Below are 16081 nucleotides of genomic sequence, written 5' to 3' on the forward strand. Positions count from 1 at the left end.
TGCCGCAGAAAATAGATTAGCTTTATGTCGCTGGCTGTATTTGCCACAGCGCACAGGTATACTCCTGTCCTGGTTTTTTTAATCACTTAGTCGGGAGTTGTTACCCCCCATGCAAGAAATTATGCAATTCGTTAGCCGCCACCCGGTTCTGAGCATCGCGTGGATTGGCCTGCTGGTCGCTGTACTGTTCACCACATTTAAGGGACTGACGTCTAAAATTAAGGTGATCACCCGCGGTGAAGCGACACGTCTGATCAACAAAGAGGACGCCGTGGTTGTCGATCTGCGTCAGCGCGACGATTTCCGCAAGGGCCATATTGCAGGTGCTATCAACCTGCTGCCAGCGGAAATTAAAGCGAACAACATTGGTGAGCTGGAGAAGCATAAAGCCCAGCCGATTATTGTTGTTGACGGCACTGGCATGCAGGCGCAGGAATCTGCCAACGCACTGCATAAAGCAGGCTTTGAAAACGTAACGGTGCTGAAAGAAGGCATCTCCGGCTGGAGCGGGGAGAATCTTCCTTTAGTGCGCGGTAAATAAGGAGTTAAGTGATGGCCAATATTGAGATCTACACCAAAGCAACGTGCCCGTTCTGCCACAGAGCGAAAGCGCTGCTGTCCAGCAAAGGCGTAACGTTCAAGGAACTGCCGATCGATGGTGACGCGATTAAACGCGAAGAGATGATCCAACGCAGTGGTCGCACAACGGTTCCACAGATTTTTATTGATGCGCAGCACATTGGCGGCTGTGATGACTTGTATGCGCTCGACGCCCGTGGTGGACTCGATCCGCTGCTGAGCTAGAGACTTTAGGACAATTAAAAAGGGTTTTTCCATGTCAGAACAAAATAACACCGAGATGACTTTCCAGATCCAGCGCATCTACACCAAGGATGTCTCTTTCGAAGCGCCAAATGCGCCGCACGTTTTCCAGAAAGACTGGCAGCCAGAGGTTAAACTTGATCTGGATACCGCATCCACCCAGCTGGCGGATGATGTGTATGAAGTCGTACTGCGTGTCACCGTGACCGCCTCTCTGGGCGAAGAAACTGCGTTCCTGTGCGAAGTTCAGCAGGGCGGTATCTTCTCCATCGGCGGCATCGAAGGTAACCAGATGGCGCATTGCCTGGGTGCATACTGCCCGAACATCCTGTTCCCGTATGCGCGTGAATGCATCACCAGCCTGGTTTCTCGCGGTACTTTCCCGCAACTGAACCTCGCGCCAGTAAACTTTGATGCGCTGTTCATGAACTATCTACAGCAGCAGGCTGGCGAAGGTGCCGAACAACATCAGGATGCCTGATGAGCACTGTTAATGCGTCAATGACTGTGATCGGTGCCGGCTCTTACGGCACCGCTCTTGCCATCACGCTGGCAAGAAATGGTCACGACGTGGTCCTGTGGGGCCACGATCCAAAACATATCGCGACGTTGCAACACGACCGCTGCAACGTGGCGTTTCTCCCGGACGTTCCGTTCCCTGACTCTCTCTATCTGGAAAGCGACCTCGCGACCGCGCTGGCGGCCAGCCGCAATATTCTGATTGTGGTGCCAAGCCACGTGTTTGGCGAAGTCCTGCGTCAGATTAAGCCGCTGATGCGTGCGGATGCGCGTATTGTGTGGGCGACGAAGGGGCTGGAAGCGGAAACCGGACGTCTGTTGCAGGACGTTGCCCGCGAAGCGCTGGGAACAGCGATCCCGCTGGCGGTGATCTCGGGGCCGACCTTTGCCAAAGAGCTGGCTGCGGGCTTGCCGACGGCGATCTCGCTGGCGTCCACCGACCAGGCATTTTCAGACGATCTTCAGCAACTGCTGCACTGCGGCAAAAGCTTCCGCGTGTACAGCAACCCTGATTTTATCGGCGTACAGCTGGGCGGTGCGGTGAAGAACGTCATTGCCATCGGGGCCGGGATGTCTGACGGCATCGGTTTCGGCGCTAATGCGCGTACGGCGCTGATCACCCGTGGTCTGACCGAAATGTCCCGCCTGGGCGAAGCGCTGGGTGCCGATCCGGCCACTTTTATGGGAATGGCTGGGCTGGGCGACCTGGTGCTGACCTGCACCGATAACCAGTCGCGTAACCGCCGCTTTGGCATGATGCTCGGACAGGGCAGCGATGTAAAAAGCGCGCAGGAGAAGATTGGTCAGGTGGTTGAAGGCTATCGCAATACCAAAGAAGTTCGCGAATTGGCGCACCGTTTCGGTGTCGAAATGCCAATAACCGAGGAAATTTATCAGGTATTGTATTGCGGAAAAAATGCGCGCGAGGCAGCATTGACCTTATTAGGTCGTGCGCGCAAGGACGAGCGCAGCAGCAATTAGCCGGGAAGTATCGTCACCTGAATGACCCAGCCAGCGCAGAACTGGCTGGTCATTAACTATCGTCTGGAGCAAGCAATGCCGTGTGAAGAACTGGATATCGTCTGGAATAATATTAAAGCCGAAGCCCGAGCTTTGGCCGACTGTGAGCCCATGCTGGCCAGTTTCTATCACGCGACGCTACTTAAGCACGAAAATCTCGGCAGCGCCCTGAGCTATATGCTCGCCAATAAACTGGCTTCCCCTATCATGCCTGCTATTGCCATTCGCGAGGTGGTGGAAGAGGCCTACGCCGCAGATCCGGAGATGATTGCTTCTGCCGCCTGCGACATTCAGGCCGTGCGCACGCGTGACCCGGCGGTGGATAAATACTCCACGCCGCTACTGTATCTCAAAGGATTCCACGCCTTACAGGCGTACCGCATCGGCCACTGGTTATGGAATGAGGGACGCCGCGCGCTGGCCATCTTTCTTCAAAACCAGGTTTCCGTGACCTTCCAGGTCGATATTCATCCGGCGGCGAAAATTGGCCGTGGGATCATGCTCGACCACGCCACCGGCATTGTTGTCGGTGAAACGGCGGTGATCGAAGATGACGTGTCGATCCTGCAATCCGTTACGCTGGGCGGTACCGGTAAAACCAGCGGCGATCGCCATCCGAAAATTCGTGAAGGGGTGATGATTGGCGCGGGTGCTAAAATCCTCGGCAATATCGAAGTCGGACGCGGCGCGAAGATTGGCGCGGGGTCGGTTGTGCTCCAGCCTGTACCGCCGCACACCACCGCCGCTGGCGTCCCGGCGCGCATCGTCGGTAAGCCAGACAGCGATAAGCCGTCGATGGATATGGATCAGCACTTCAACGGTATTCACCACACCTTCGAATACGGCGACGGCATCTGAACGCCGGAACAGCCAAATAAAAAAGCCCGGTGAGTCAATGCACCGGGCTTTTGATTAGTTGCGGTATAACACTTTGATAATGTGATAGCCGAACTGCGTATGCAGTGGGCCGGTTGGCTCCAGCACCGGGCAGGAGAAGACCACTTTATCAAACGCCGGGACCATCTGGCCCTGGCGGAACTCGCCTAAGTCACCACCGCGTTTGCCTGACGGGCAAATCGAGTGTTTCTTCGCCAGTTTGCCGAAGTCGGCGCCGTTTTTAATCTGTTCGAGCAGATCCTGTGCCAGTTTTTCTTCTTTAACAAGGATATGCAGTGCTGCTGCTGTTTTTGCCATGATCGTGCCTTGAGTCAACGAGTTTACGATCGGTATACTACCACGCGTTTTTCCTCCTCTCCCGACTTTCATTGAGTGAGCATTTATGCGTTTAAACCCCGGACAACAACAAGCTGTCGAATTCGTCACCGGACCCTGCCTGGTGCTGGCGGGAGCGGGATCCGGTAAAACACGCGTGATCACCAACAAAATCGCCCACTTAATTCGGGGTTGTGGATACCAGGCGCGCCATATCGCGGCGGTCACCTTTACCAACAAAGCGGCGCGTGAGATGAAAGAGCGCGTCGGCCAGACGCTGGGCCGTAAAGAGGCGCGCGGGCTGATGATCTCCACCTTCCACACGCTGGGTCTGGATATTATCAAGCGCGAATACGCGGCGCTGGGCATGAAGTCCAACTTTTCTCTCTTTGATGACACCGACCAGGTGGCGCTGCTTAAAGAGCTAACGGAAGGGCTGATCGAAGATGACAAAGTGCTGTTGCAACAGCTGATCTCGACGATCTCGAACTGGAAAAACGATCTGATGACGCCGGCCCAGGCAGCGGCAAGCGCCAAAAGCGAGCGCGACCGCATCTTTGCCCACTGCTACGGTCTGTACGACGCGCATATGAAAGCCTGTAACGTCCTGGATTTCGACGATCTGATCCTGCTGCCGACGCTGCTGCTTCAGCGGAATGAAGAGGTGCGCGAGCGCTGGCAGAACAAAATTCGTTACCTGCTGGTGGATGAATACCAGGATACCAACACCAGCCAGTACGAGCTGGTAAAGCTGCTGGTAGGACAGCGCGCGCGTTTTACCGTTGTAGGCGATGACGATCAGTCGATTTACTCCTGGCGTGGCGCACGTCCGCAAAACCTGGTGCTGCTGAGCAAAGACTTCCCGGCGTTGCAGGTGATTAAACTGGAGCAGAACTACCGTTCCTCCGGGCGTATCCTGAAGGCGGCGAACATCCTGATTGCCAATAACCCGCACGTCTTTGAGAAGCGCCTGTTCTCCGAACTGGGTTACGGCACCGAGCTGAAAGTCCTTAGCGCCAATAACGAAGAGCACGAAGCGGAGCGCGTAACCGGCGAGCTGATTGCCCATCACTTCGTCAACAAAACTGAATACAAGGATTACGCGATCCTCTATCGCGGTAACCACCAGTCGCGCGTCTTTGAAAAGATGCTGATGCAGAACCGCATCCCCTACAAAATCTCCGGCGGTACGTCGTTCTTTTCGCGTCCGGAAATCAAGGATCTGCTGGCCTATCTGCGCGTGCTGACCAACCCGGATGACGACAGCGCTTTCCTGCGCATTGTAAATACGCCGAAGCGCGAGATTGGCTCTGCGACGCTGCAAAAGCTGGGTGAATGGGCGATGACCCGCAACAAAAGCCTGTTCACCGCCAGCTTCGATATGGGGCTGAGCCAGACCCTGACCGGGCGCGGCTATGAGGCCTTAACCCGCTTTACCCACTGGCTGGGTGAGGTGCAGCGTCTGGCTGAGCGCGAGCCTGTGGCGGCAGTACGCGATCTGATCCACGGCATTGATTACGAATCCTGGTTGTATGAAACCTCCGCCAGCCCGAAAGCGGCAGAGATGCGCATGAAAAACGTTAACCAGCTCTTCAGCTGGATGACCGAAATGCTTGAAGGATCTGAGATTGACGAGCCCATGACCCTGACGCAGGTGGTCACCCGCTTCACGCTGCGCGATATGATGGAGCGCGGGGAAAGCGAAGAAGAGGCCGATCAGGTTCAGCTGATGACGTTACATGCCTCGAAAGGGCTGGAGTTCCCTTATGTCTATCTGGTGGGGATGGAAGAGGGCCTATTGCCGCACCAGAGCAGCATTGATGAAGATAACGTCGACGAAGAGCGCCGTCTGGCCTACGTTGGGATCACCCGTGCGCAGAAAGAGCTGACGTTTACGCTGTGCAAAGAGCGCCGTCAGTATGGTGAGCTGGTGCGCCCGGAGCCGAGCCGTTTTCTGCTGGAGTTGCCTCAGGACGATCTTATCTGGGAGCAGGAGCGTAAAGTCATTACCGCTGAAGAGCGTATGCATAAAGGGCAGGCAAACGTGGCAAACATTCGCGCGATGCTGGCAAAAGCCAAAGAGAAGGGATAACTATTTGTAGGCCGGGTAAGGCGAAGCCGCCACCCGGCACGCTTCAAAGGGTCACTTCACATCAAGCGCCCAGTGCACATAGCTCTGCCACTGGTACTCCTGCTCAATCAGTTCCGCCCCAAGGGGATGATCCTCAAGCCAGTTTTCCGGTAGCGTCAGCGTCAGTTTCTCCTCGTCTGCCGCCAGCGTAATGGCTGGCAGCAAATCATCTCGACGCCGACTGGCAAACAGGATCGCCAGCCGAAGCAGACGACACAGATGCTCCGCCACGCGCGGCGGCACAGCGTTCTGCTGGTGAAGGGAAGAGAGATCGACGGCGTTAGTCTGATTCAGCAGCAGGGTGGCCAGTAGCTTCTTCTGGGCGGGCGTATAACCCGGCAAATCGAGATTACGCACCAGCCAGGCCGCGTGCAGCGGTGCCTGCTTGTACTCCACGCTGAGACCAATTTCATGTAGCGCACAGGCGCTTAGCAACAGATCGCGGCTTAACGGTTCAATATCCCAGCTTTTTTTCACCTGATCGGCAAACTGTGACGCCAGTTGACTCACTCTCTGCGCCTGGTCGGTATCCACAATAAAGCGGCGTTGAACGTTACGCAGCGTACGGCTACGGATGTCCTGATCGACCGACTGGTGCAGCATTCCGTAGACCAGACCTTCACGCAGCGCACCGCCTGCCAGGGTCATACACTGGATATTAAGCTCGGTGAAAATGGCAATCAGTATGGCGAGCCCACTGGGGAAAACCAGCGCGCGTTCAAGCGTCAGCCCTTCTATTTCAAGCTCTTCCAGACGACCACACTGGATGGCGCGCTGTTTAAGCTGCTGGAGTTTGGCAAGCGTGATCCGCTCGTCCATCCCCTGTGCCATCATGATTTCCTGCAACGCCTGCACGGTTCCGGACGCGCCGACACACACTTTCCAGCCGTGATAGCGCAGTTCGTCCATGACCGGGCGCAGGACCGCACGCGCCGCGTTTTCCGCCTCGTCAAAATTCTCTTTGGCAAGGTTTCGATCGGTAAAGTAGCGTTCCAGCCAGGTCACACAGCCCATTGACAGGCTGAAGAGCGACGTCGCCTGCGCGCCTGTGCCCGTGACCAGTTCGGTACTGGCGCCACCGATATCGACCACCAGACGACGATCGTCGCCGCCGGTCGTATGCGCCACACCCTGATAAATCAGACGCGCTTCTTCTTCACCGCTGATGACCTGCACCGGACAGCCCAGAATTTCCTGTGCTCTGGCAATGAAATCGCCAGCGTTAACCGCAAGACGTAGGGTCGCCGTGGCAACAACGCGAATTTGACTGAGCGGGATATCCTGTAAACGTTCTGCAAACAGACGCAGACACTGCCAGCCACGTTCCATGGCTTCCGGGGAGAGATGATTATCGCTGCTCAGGCCCGCCGCGAGGCGGACCTTGCGCTTAATGCGCGTCAGCGTTTGTATGCTTCCCGCCACCTCGCGCACAACCAGCATATGAAAACTATTCGAACCGAGATCAATTGCCGCATAAAGCGAGGTGGAGCTGAGCATATTTTCTTAACCTGAACGACGACGATTACGCGGTGCACCGCCGGAACGACGCGGGCCATTGCCGGAGCGTGGACGTGTAAGGCGCTTAGGTGGCGGCAACTCGCTTAACAGCGCTTCCGGATTGTATTTGCTCTGTGGAATAGAGTGACCGATGTAGGTCTCAATGGCCGGAAGGTTCAGCGCATACTCTTCACACGCAAGGCTGATGGAGTGACCGCTTGCGCCTGCACGACCAGTACGACCGATACGGTGTACATAGTCTTCACAGTCATCTGGCAGGTCATAGTTAAAGACGTGCGTCACGGCTGGAATGTGCAGGCCACGGGCCGCCACGTCGGTCGCGACCAGAATATCAAGGTCGCCACGAGTAAATTCGTCGAGAATGCGCAGGCGTTTTTTCTGCGCCACGTCGCCGGTCAGCAGACCCACACGGTGACCATCTGCCGCCAGGTGTCCCCAGATATCTTCACAGCGGTGTTTGGTGTTCGCGAAGATAATCGCGCGATCCGGCCACTCTTCTTCGATCAGGGTTTGCAACAGGCGCATTTTCTCTTCATTAGAAGGATAAAAAAGCTCTTCTTTAATGCGGTGCCCGGTTTTCTGCTCCGGTTCTACTTCCACATATTCCGCATTGTTCATCTGCTCGAATGCGAGTTCACGTACGCGGTATGACAGGGTTGCGGAGAACAGCATGTTCAGACGCTGGTTTGCCGCAGGCATACGGCGGAACAGCCAGCGGATGTCTTTAATGAAGCCCAGATCGTACATGCGGTCTGCTTCATCCAGCACCACGACCTGGATTGCGCCGAGGTTGATATGGTTCTGTTTGGCGTAGTCGATAAGACGGCCAGTGGTCCCAATCAGGATATCGACGCCGCTTTCCAGTACTTTCAGCTGTTTATCGTAGCCGTCGCCGCCGTAGGCCAGGCCAAGTTTCAGGCCGGTGGCTTGCGCCAGGGGCTCAGCGTCTGCGTGGATCTGTACCGCCAGTTCTCGCGTCGGGGCCATAATTAGCGCGCGCGGCTGGTTAACTTTGCGGTCTGCAATCGCTGGGTGAGAAAGTAAATAATGAAACGTTGACGTTAAAAACGCCATCGTTTTGCCAGTACCGGTTTGCGCCTGCCCTGCAACATCGCGACCGGCCAGCGTCAGCGGCAGGGCGAGAGCCTGAATGGGCGTGCAGTTATGAAACCCTTTAGTTTCAAGGGCTTCGATCACCTTTGGGTGCAGGGCGAAGTCGGAAAACTTCTGTTCTGTTAAATGTGTTTTGCTCATAGTGTGGTAGAATATCAGCTTACTATTGCTTTACGAAAGCGTATCCGGTGAAATAAAGTCAACCTTTAGTTGGTTAATGCGACATCAACACGTCGTTGGTGGAGACAAAACCAACGTACCAGGCTTATTCCTGTGGAGTTATATATGAGCGATAAAATTATTCACCTGACTGACGACAGTTTTGACACGGACGTACTTAAAGCTGACGGGCTGATCCTCGTTGATTTCTGGGCTGAATGGTGTGGTCCTTGCAAAATGATCGCTCCGATTCTGGATGAAATCGCTGACGAATATCAGGGCAAACTGACCGTTGCCAAGCTGAACATCGACCAGAACCCGGGCACCGCGCCAAAATACGGTATCCGTGGCATCCCGACCCTGCTGCTGTTCAAGAACGGTGACGTGGCAGCGACCAAAGTGGGCGCACTGTCCAAAGGTCAACTGAAAGAGTTCCTGGACGCTAACCTGGCGTAAGGTTTCTCAGCTGAGCGTCCAGAGCGCCTAATTAACGGCGAGATCTGGACGCCCGGCTTTAGTCGTGCTAAGTTAGCTATGACTACGTTTTAAACATATCTTGTTGTTTGAATCTTGTTTTACCCGATACTTCCCGTTGTTAACATAAACAGTGCGTGAAGTTGCTAGATTCCGGGCTTGTCACTCAATCCGTCTTGTCGTTTCAGTTCTGCGTTCTTTCCCTGTGACCAGACAGCGAACAGACATGAGGTGATGGCCGCTAAACAGGCATGGATGACCCTGCCATACCATTCACAACATTAAGTTCGAGAATCACCCCGAGTTTAAGAACCCACACCATTATGAATCTTACCGAATTAAAGAATACGCCGGTTTCTGAGCTGATCACTCTCGGCGAAAATATGGGACTGGAAAACCAGGCTCGTATGCGCAAGCAGGACATCATTTTCGCCATCCTGAAGCAGCACGCTAAGAGTGGCGAAGATATCTTTGGCGACGGTGTGCTGGAGATACTGCAAGACGGATTTGGTTTCCTCCGCTCCGCAGACAGCTCCTACCTCGCCGGCCCTGACGACATCTACGTATCCCCTAGCCAAATCCGCCGTTTCAACCTCCGCACTGGTGACACCATTTCAGGTAAGATTCGTCCTCCAAAAGAGGGTGAACGCTACTTTGCGCTGTTGAAGGTTAACGAAGTTAACTACGACAAACCGGAAAACTCCCGCAATAAGATCCTGTTCGAGAACTTAACGCCGCTGCACGCGAACTCTCGCCTGCGCATGGAGCGTGGTAACGGGTCTACTGAAGACTTAACCGCGCGTGTGCTGGATCTGGCATCGCCAATTGGTCGTGGCCAGCGTGGTCTGATTGTAGCGCCGCCAAAAGCCGGTAAAACCATGCTGCTGCAAAACATCGCGCAGAGCATTGCTTACAACCACCCAGACTGTGTGCTGATGGTGCTGCTGATTGACGAACGTCCGGAAGAAGTGACCGAGATGCAGCGTCTGGTGAAAGGGGAAGTGGTTGCGTCTACCTTCGACGAGCCTGCTTCCCGCCACGTTCAGGTTGCGGAAATGGTTATCGAGAAGGCGAAACGCCTGGTTGAGCACAAGAAAGATGTGATCATCCTGCTCGACTCCATCACCCGTCTGGCGCGTGCCTACAACACCGTGGTGCCGGCTTCCGGTAAAGTACTGACCGGTGGTGTGGATGCCAACGCCCTGCATCGTCCGAAGCGTTTCTTCGGTGCGGCGCGTAACGTGGAAGAGGGCGGTAGCCTGACCATTATCGCGACGGCGCTGATCGATACCGGCTCCAAAATGGACGAAGTTATCTACGAAGAGTTCAAAGGTACAGGCAACATGGAACTGCACCTTTCTCGTAAAATCGCAGAAAAACGCGTCTTCCCGGCGATCGACTACAACCGTTCCGGTACCCGTAAAGAAGAGCTGCTTACCACTCAGGAAGAGCTTCAGAAAATGTGGATCCTGCGCAAAATCATCCATCCAATGGGCGAAATCGACGCAATGGAATTCCTCATCAACAAACTGGCGATGACCAAAACGAACGACGATTTCTTCGACATGATGAAACGCTCGTAACGCAAATAATCCCAGTAAACGCCACGTTTTTACGTGGCGTTTTTTATTTATGGACTATACGCTATTACCACACACTCCCAATTTTGACCTGTCGGTGCGACAATAAGAATGTTTGCACAGTCAAAGAAATAATTGATTGAAAAACATACAAAGGGAGTTGTGAGAAGCCATCTTTAATCCTTCTGAGGCAGAGGCTTCATGGTTATACTTCCGGGACTAACATTTGTTGAGAGCAATCCATTGTGAATCTACTCACTGCAGTAACTGAGCTGATCAGTATTTTTTTATTCACAACCTGTTTTTTGTTCATTGCGCGCAAGGTAGCAAAAAGAATTGGGTTAGTGGACAAACCGAACTTCCGTAAACGTCATCAGGGGCTTATTCCGCTGGTGGGCGGCATTTCGGTATACGCAGGCATCTGTTTCACATTCGGGATCGCGGATTATTATATCCCCCATGCCGCACTCTATCTGGCATGTGCCGGTGTGCTGGTACTGGTCGGCGCCCTTGATGATCGTTTTGATATCAGCGTGAAGTTCCGCGCGACGGTACAGGCGGCCATTGGCATCATTATGATGGTGGTAGGCGGCCTCTATCTCAGAAGCCTGGGATACGTGTTTGGTCCCTGGGAGCTGGTGCTTGGGCCATTCGGCTTCTTCCTGACGCTGTTTGCCGTGTGGGCGGCTATCAACGCCTTTAACATGGTTGACGGTATCGACGGTCTGCTTGGTGGGCTGTCCTCTGTTTCGTTTGGCGCGATCGGCATCATCTTATGGTTTGACGGCCAGTACAGCCTGTCAATGTGGTGCTTTGCCATGATTGCCGCCATCCTGCCATACATCTGCCTGAACCTGGGTGTGTTAGGGCGTCGCTATAAAGTCTTTATGGGCGATGCGGGCAGTACCCTGATTGGCTTTACGGTTATCTGGGTCCTGCTGGAAACCACGCAGGGTAAAACGCACCCTATCAGCCCGGTAACGGCTCTCTGGATTATCGCCATCCCGCTGATGGACATGGTCGCTATTATGTACCGCCGTCTGCGTAAAGGGATGAGCCCGTTTTCTCCCGATCGGCAGCATATTCACCACCTGATTATGCGCGCCGGCTTCACGTCTCGTCAGGCATTTGTGTTGATTACGCTTGCGGCTGCTATTCTGGCTGCGATTGGCGTTGCCGCGGAATACGCACATTTCATTCCTGAATGGGTAATGTTGGTATTATTCTTGCTAGCATTTTTCATGTACGGTTACTGCATCAAGCGTGCATGGAAAGTCGCGCGTTTTATTAAACGTTTAAAACGCAGGATGCGTCGGAACAGTGGCAAAAACACAACATTAACTAAGTAAAACCGGGACTATGATGACTCAACCGTTGGCGGGAGCGAAATCAGTGGGCACTGAGAACGAGCTGGATATTCGTGGTTTGTTTCGCGTGTTATGGCAGGGCAAACTGTGGATTGTAGGGATTGCCCTGGGGTTCGCGCTGTTAGCGCTTGCTTACACCTTCTTTGCAAAACAAGAGTGGAGCGCCACGGCGATCACAGACCGACCAACGGTGAATATGCTTGGAGGCTACTACTCCCAGCAGCAATTCCTGCGTAATCTTGATATCAAGGCCAATCTGGCGACCCCGGATCAGGCCTCGGTGATGGATGAATCCTACAAAGAGTTTGTGATGCAGCTGGCGTCGTGGGATACACGTCGCGATTTCTGGTCCCAGACGGACTACTACAAGCAGCGCATGGTCGGTAACAGCAAAGCGGATGCCGCGCTGCTGGATGATCTGATTAATAACATTCAGTTTATGCCTGGCGATGTGCTTCGTAACGTTAGCGACAGCGTGAAGCTGATTGCGGAAACGGCGCCGGACGCCAATAACCTGTTGCGTCAGTACGTTGCTTTTGCCAGCCAGCGCGCGGCCAGTCATTTGAATGACGAGCTAAAAGGCGCCTGGGCTGCGCGCACTATCCAGATGAAAGCGCAGGTCAAACGTCAGGAAGAGGTCGCTAAGGCCATCTTCGCCCGTCGCGTGCATAATCTTGAGCAGGCGCTGAAGATTGCGGAACAGCACAATATTTCCCGTAGCGAAACGGATGTTCCGGCGGACGAACTCCCGGATTCAGAAATGTTCCTTCTTGGTCGCCCAATGCTTCAGGCTCGTCTGGAAAATATCCAGGCCGTTGGCCCTGACTTTGACCTTGATTACGACCAAAATCGCGCCATGCTCAATACGCTCAACGTCGGTCCAACGCTGGACCCGCGTTTTCAGACCTATCGTTATTTAAGAACGCCTGAAGAGCCTGTAAAACGCGATAGTCCGCGTCGCGCATTCCTGATGATCATGTGGGGGATTGTGGGCGCACTGACTGGCGCTGGCGTAGCGTTATTGCGTCGCCGCACAAACTAAGAACGCCGTCTACGATGAAGGCTGTGGCCTTCATCGTCTAATCGAAGAGAATCGATGTGAAAGTACTAACCGTATTTGGCACCAGGCCGGAGGCCATCAAGATGGCGCCTCTGGTTCATGCGCTGGCCAGAGATCCTGATATTGAAGCGAAAGTGTGCGTGACTGCCCAGCACCGTGAGATGCTCGATCAGGTCTTAACCCTCTTTTCTATCGTCCCGGATTACGATCTCAATATAATGAAACCGGGACAGGGACTGACGGAAATCACCTGCCGTATTCTGCAAGAATTAAAGCCTATTCTGGAGTCGTTCAGGCCGGATGTAGTGCTGGTGCACGGCGACACCACCACTACCGTGGCAACCAGCCTGGCCGCGTTCTATCAGCGTATCCCCGTTGGTCATATTGAAGCGGGTCTGCGTACCGGCAATCTCTATTCCCCGTGGCCGGAAGAGGCCAACCGTACGCTCACCGGTCACCTGGCGATGTACCATTTTGCGCCAACCGAGAACTCACGCCAAAACCTGCTGCGCGAAAATATCAGCGACAGCAAGATCTTCGTCACCGGCAATACGGTCATTGATGCGCTGATTTGGGTGCGTGACCGCGTGCTGGCTAACAGCGAGCTTCAGGCAGAACTTGCTGCGCGCTATCCGTTCCTGAACAACGGCAAGAAAACGATTCTGGTGACGGGCCACCGCCGCGAAAGCTTTGGCCGTGGCTTTGAGCAAATCTGCCACGCGCTGGCTGAAATCGCCGCGCAGAACGAGGATGTGCAGATTGTCTATCCGGTGCACCTCAACCCGAACGTCAGCGAACCGGTCAACCGTATCCTGGGTCACGTGGAAAACGTGCTCCTGATCGAGCCGCAGGACTATCTGCCATTTGTCTGGCTGATGAACCACGCCTGGCTGATCCTGACCGATTCTGGCGGCATTCAGGAAGAGGCGCCTTCACTCGGTAAGCCGGTACTGGTGATGCGTGAAACCACCGAACGCCCGGAAGCGGTCACTGCTGGTACCGTGCGTCTGGTGGGAACGGATCCGCGTCGTATTGTCGAAGAGGTCACGCGCTTACTGCATGACGATGAAGAGTATCAGGCGATGAGCCGGGCCCACAATCCGTACGGTGACGGGCAGGCTTGTGGTCGTATTTTGCACGCACTTAAACACAATCGGGTAACGCTATGAGTTTTACTACCATCTCTGTTGTTGGTCTTGGCTATATCGGGCTGCCTACTGCGGCGGCCTTTGCCTCTCGTCAAAAGCAGGTCGTTGGCGTAGATATCAACGCGCGCGCGGTGGAAACCATCAACCGTGGCGAAATTCATATCGTGGAGCCCGATCTCGATCGCGTGGTGAAAAAGGCGGTGGACGGTGGCTTCCTGCGCGCCAGCACCACGCCGGTAGAAGCCGATGCGTACCTGATTGCGGTTCCAACGCCCTTTAAAGGCGATCATGAGCCTGACATGGTTTACGTCGAGGCGGCGGCAAAATCCATTGCGCCTGTGCTGAAGAAAGGGGCGCTGGTTATCCTTGAGTCCACTTCACCTGTTGGGGCAACCGAGCAGATGGCACAGTGGCTGGCCGAGGCGCGTCCCGATCTTAGCTTCCCCCAGCAGGTGGGCGACCAGGCCGATATCAATATCGCCTACTGCCCTGAGCGCGTACTGCCAGGCCAGGTGATGGTGGAACTGATTAAAAATGACCGCGTGATTGGCGGCATGACGCCAGTCTGCTCCGCGCGCGCCAGCGAGCTGTATAAAATTTTCCTTGAAGGCGAATGTGTGGTGACCAACTCCCGCACCGCCGAGATGTGCAAACTGACCGAAAACAGTTTCCGCGACGTTAACATCGCGTTTGCGAATGAACTGTCGTTGATTTGCGCCGATCAGGGGATTAACGTCTGGGAACTTATTCGCCTTGCCAACCGTCACCCCCGCGTGAACATCCTTCAGCCGGGGCCGGGCGTGGGTGGGCACTGCATCGCGGTCGATCCGTGGTTTATCGTGGCGCAAAATCCGGAACAGGCACGCCTGATTCGCACCGCACGCGAAGTAAACGACCACAAACCGCACTGGGTTATCAACCAGGTCAAAGCCACGGTCGCGGATTGCCTGGCCGACAGCGGCAAACGCGCCAGTGAGCTGAAAATTGCCTGCTTTGGTCTGGCATTCAAACCGAATATTGACGATCTGCGCGAAAGCCCGGCGATGGAAATTGCCGAAATGATCGCTGCCTGGCACAGCGGTGAAACGCTGGTGGTTGAGCCGAATATTCATGCGTTGCCGGCAAAACTTGCCGGTCACTGCACCCTTACCGCCCTGGATGACGCGCTGGCGACGGCGGATGTGCTGGTGCTGCTGGTGGATCACAATGCGTTTAAAGCGGTCTCCGGTGATGCCGTACGTCAGCAGTATGTTGTTGATACCAAAGGCGTGTGGCGTTGAGTATCCTCAACGGCGTGCTGGAGTCCCTTGAGTGGGAAAGCGCATTTTTTGCGCGTCCCTCAGCGATAGTGCGTCTGCGCGACAATGCCCCTGCGTTGCAGGACGCAGACTTCAGCGCCTGGCAGCGCGTACAGGCTAAGATCCCGGCGGACCGCGCCGATCTGCTGGACGCCCTCCAGCAGCACGGATTCCGGCTGGTCGAGGGCGAGGTTGATCTCTCTGTTACCGTGGCTCGCTACGCCTCACCGGGCGCGGAAATTGCAACGGAGCAGGATATCCCCACGCTGCGCAAGATGGCGGCGCTGGCCTTCGCTCAGAGCCGTTTCCGGGCGCCCTGGTACGCGCCCGATGACAGCGGCCGCTTTTATGCTCAGTGGATAGAGAATGCGGTCAAAGGCACGTTTGACCACGTCTGTCTGGTGTTCCGTACTGACGGGGGACAGATTCAGGGTTTTGTTTCGCTTCGCAGGCTCACCGAGCACGAGGCGCGCATCGGATTGTTAGCCGGGCGCGGCATGGGCGAGAAACTCATGCAGGCGGCGCTGCACTGGGCGGAGCAACAACAGGTATCGACGCTGCGGGTCGCAACCCAGATGGGCAACACCGCTGCGCTTAAACGTTATATTGCGAGTGGTGCCAGCATCGACGCCACCGCCTACTGGTTATACAGGTGACAAG

Annotated in this window: 16 protein-coding genes; 13 read left to right on the forward strand and 3 right to left on the reverse strand. The window is 55.0% G+C overall.

The window, feature by feature from the left end:
* Positions 1–109 precede the first annotated feature (109 nt).
* The 5 genes from O1724_RS01160 (at position 110) to cysE (ending at position 3219) form a co-directional block, all read left to right on the forward strand.
* On the forward strand, positions 110–541 hold the full coding sequence (locus tag O1724_RS01160) for a rhodanese-like domain-containing protein (RefSeq protein ID WP_003860840.1): 432 nt from the start codon (positions 110–112) through the stop codon (positions 539–541).
* An 11-nt stretch (positions 542–552) separates the two neighbouring features.
* Positions 553–804: a glutaredoxin 3 gene (gene grxC / locus O1724_RS01165; RefSeq protein ID WP_003860837.1), complete on the forward strand. Its 252-nt coding sequence runs from the start codon at positions 553–555 to the stop codon at positions 802–804.
* Between the two features lie 31 nt (positions 805–835).
* Positions 836–1303 (forward strand): protein-export chaperone SecB, encoded by a 468-nt coding sequence (secB, locus tag O1724_RS01170; RefSeq protein ID WP_003860835.1) that lies wholly within the window; start codon positions 836–838, stop codon positions 1301–1303.
* Complete coding sequence (gpsA, locus tag O1724_RS01175) at positions 1303–2322, forward strand: NAD(P)H-dependent glycerol-3-phosphate dehydrogenase (RefSeq protein WP_006812398.1); 1020 nt, start codon at positions 1303–1305, stop codon at positions 2320–2322. The genes secB and gpsA overlap by 1 nt, the downstream gene beginning before the upstream one ends.
* Before the next feature lie 75 nt (positions 2323–2397).
* On the forward strand, positions 2398–3219 hold the full coding sequence (gene cysE, locus O1724_RS01180) for a serine O-acetyltransferase (RefSeq protein WP_022646641.1): 822 nt from the start codon (positions 2398–2400) through the stop codon (positions 3217–3219).
* A 54-nt stretch (positions 3220–3273) separates the two neighbouring features.
* Here cysE and ppiC read toward each other — a convergent pair whose 3' ends face one another.
* Positions 3274–3555, reverse strand: coding sequence for a peptidylprolyl isomerase PpiC (ppiC, locus tag O1724_RS01185; RefSeq protein WP_006812396.1), 282 nt, complete (start codon positions 3553–3555; stop codon positions 3274–3276).
* An 85-nt stretch (positions 3556–3640) separates the two neighbouring features.
* On the opposite strand from ppiC, the gene rep reads away from it, so the two are divergent.
* Positions 3641–5665: a DNA helicase Rep gene (gene rep, locus O1724_RS01190; protein WP_126296888.1), complete on the forward strand. Its 2025-nt coding sequence runs from the start codon at positions 3641–3643 to the stop codon at positions 5663–5665.
* Between the two features lie 51 nt (positions 5666–5716).
* On the opposite strand, the gene gppA is transcribed toward rep, so the two are convergent.
* The gene (gppA, locus tag O1724_RS01195; protein ID WP_032661064.1) at positions 5717–7201 is read right to left on the reverse strand and encodes a guanosine-5'-triphosphate,3'-diphosphate diphosphatase; all 1485 of its coding nucleotides are present in this window, start codon (positions 7199–7201) and stop codon (positions 5717–5719) included.
* A 6-nt stretch (positions 7202–7207) separates the two neighbouring features.
* Positions 7208–8476, reverse strand: a complete 1269-nt coding sequence (gene rhlB / locus O1724_RS01200; RefSeq protein WP_003860827.1) for an ATP-dependent RNA helicase RhlB — start codon at positions 8474–8476, stop codon at positions 7208–7210.
* Between the two features lie 144 nt (positions 8477–8620).
* Between rhlB and trxA the strand changes: the two genes are divergently transcribed.
* The 7 genes from trxA to rffC all read left to right on the forward strand — a co-directional run bounded on the left by trxA (position 8621) and on the right by rffC (position 16077).
* Positions 8621–8950, forward strand: coding sequence for a thioredoxin TrxA (gene trxA, locus O1724_RS01205; protein ID WP_006812392.1), 330 nt, complete (start codon positions 8621–8623; stop codon positions 8948–8950).
* Positions 8951–9291: 341 nt separating this feature from the next.
* Entirely contained in the window at positions 9292–10551 is a 1260-nt protein-coding gene (gene rho, locus O1724_RS01210; RefSeq protein WP_001054528.1) for a transcription termination factor Rho, read from the forward strand.
* A 242-nt stretch (positions 10552–10793) separates the two neighbouring features.
* On the forward strand, positions 10794–11897 hold the full coding sequence (gene wecA / locus O1724_RS01215) for a UDP-N-acetylglucosamine--undecaprenyl-phosphate N-acetylglucosaminephosphotransferase (protein ID WP_001050933.1): 1104 nt from the start codon (positions 10794–10796) through the stop codon (positions 11895–11897).
* Positions 11898–11910: 13 nt separating this feature from the next.
* Positions 11911–12957: an ECA polysaccharide chain length modulation protein gene (gene wzzE, locus O1724_RS01220; RefSeq protein WP_017383601.1), complete on the forward strand. Its 1047-nt coding sequence runs from the start codon at positions 11911–11913 to the stop codon at positions 12955–12957.
* A gap of 56 nt (positions 12958–13013) precedes the next feature.
* Positions 13014–14144 (forward strand): non-hydrolyzing UDP-N-acetylglucosamine 2-epimerase, encoded by a 1131-nt coding sequence (wecB, locus tag O1724_RS01225; RefSeq protein WP_032608211.1) that lies wholly within the window; start codon positions 13014–13016, stop codon positions 14142–14144.
* Positions 14141–15403 carry a UDP-N-acetyl-D-mannosamine dehydrogenase gene (gene wecC / locus O1724_RS01230; RefSeq protein ID WP_045342691.1) on the forward strand — a complete coding sequence of 421 codons (1263 nt, stop codon included), beginning with the start codon at positions 14141–14143 and terminating at the stop codon, positions 15401–15403. The genes wecB and wecC overlap by 4 nt, the downstream gene beginning before the upstream one ends.
* Entirely contained in the window at positions 15400–16077 is a 678-nt protein-coding gene (gene rffC, locus O1724_RS01235; RefSeq protein WP_022650165.1) for a dTDP-4-amino-4,6-dideoxy-D-galactose acyltransferase, read from the forward strand. Before wecC ends, rffC begins: the two co-directional genes overlap by 4 nt.
* The last annotated feature ends 4 nt before the right edge of the window (positions 16078–16081 follow it).

It is taken from the genome of Enterobacter cloacae complex sp. HYC074_NIDB (genome assembly GCF_056673345.1).

Coding starts and splice junctions, on each gene's coding strand:
- wzzE (WP_017383601.1), top strand. CDS start 11,911: ATGACTCAACCGTTGGCGGGAGCGAAATCAGTGGGCACTGAGAACGAG.
- wecC (WP_045342691.1), top strand. CDS start 14,141: ATGAGTTTTACTACCATCTCTGTTGTTGGTCTTGGCTATATCGGGCTG.
- O1724_RS01160 (WP_003860840.1), top strand. CDS start 110: ATGCAAGAAATTATGCAATTCGTTAGCCGCCACCCGGTTCTGAGCATC.
- rep (WP_126296888.1), top strand. CDS start 3,641: ATGCGTTTAAACCCCGGACAACAACAAGCTGTCGAATTCGTCACCGGA.
- ppiC (WP_006812396.1), bottom strand. CDS start 3,555: ATGGCAAAAACAGCAGCAGCACTGCATATCCTTGTTAAAGAAGAAAAA.
- cysE (WP_022646641.1), top strand. CDS start 2,398: ATGCCGTGTGAAGAACTGGATATCGTCTGGAATAATATTAAAGCCGAA.
- secB (WP_003860835.1), top strand. CDS start 836: ATGTCAGAACAAAATAACACCGAGATGACTTTCCAGATCCAGCGCATC.
- rho (WP_001054528.1), top strand. CDS start 9,292: ATGAATCTTACCGAATTAAAGAATACGCCGGTTTCTGAGCTGATCACT.
- rhlB (WP_003860827.1), bottom strand. CDS start 8,476: ATGAGCAAAACACATTTAACAGAACAGAAGTTTTCCGACTTCGCCCTG.
- gppA (WP_032661064.1), bottom strand. CDS start 7,201: ATGCTCAGCTCCACCTCGCTTTATGCGGCAATTGATCTCGGTTCGAAT.
- gpsA (WP_006812398.1), top strand. CDS start 1,303: ATGAGCACTGTTAATGCGTCAATGACTGTGATCGGTGCCGGCTCTTAC.
- grxC (WP_003860837.1), top strand. CDS start 553: ATGGCCAATATTGAGATCTACACCAAAGCAACGTGCCCGTTCTGCCAC.
- trxA (WP_006812392.1), top strand. CDS start 8,621: ATGAGCGATAAAATTATTCACCTGACTGACGACAGTTTTGACACGGAC.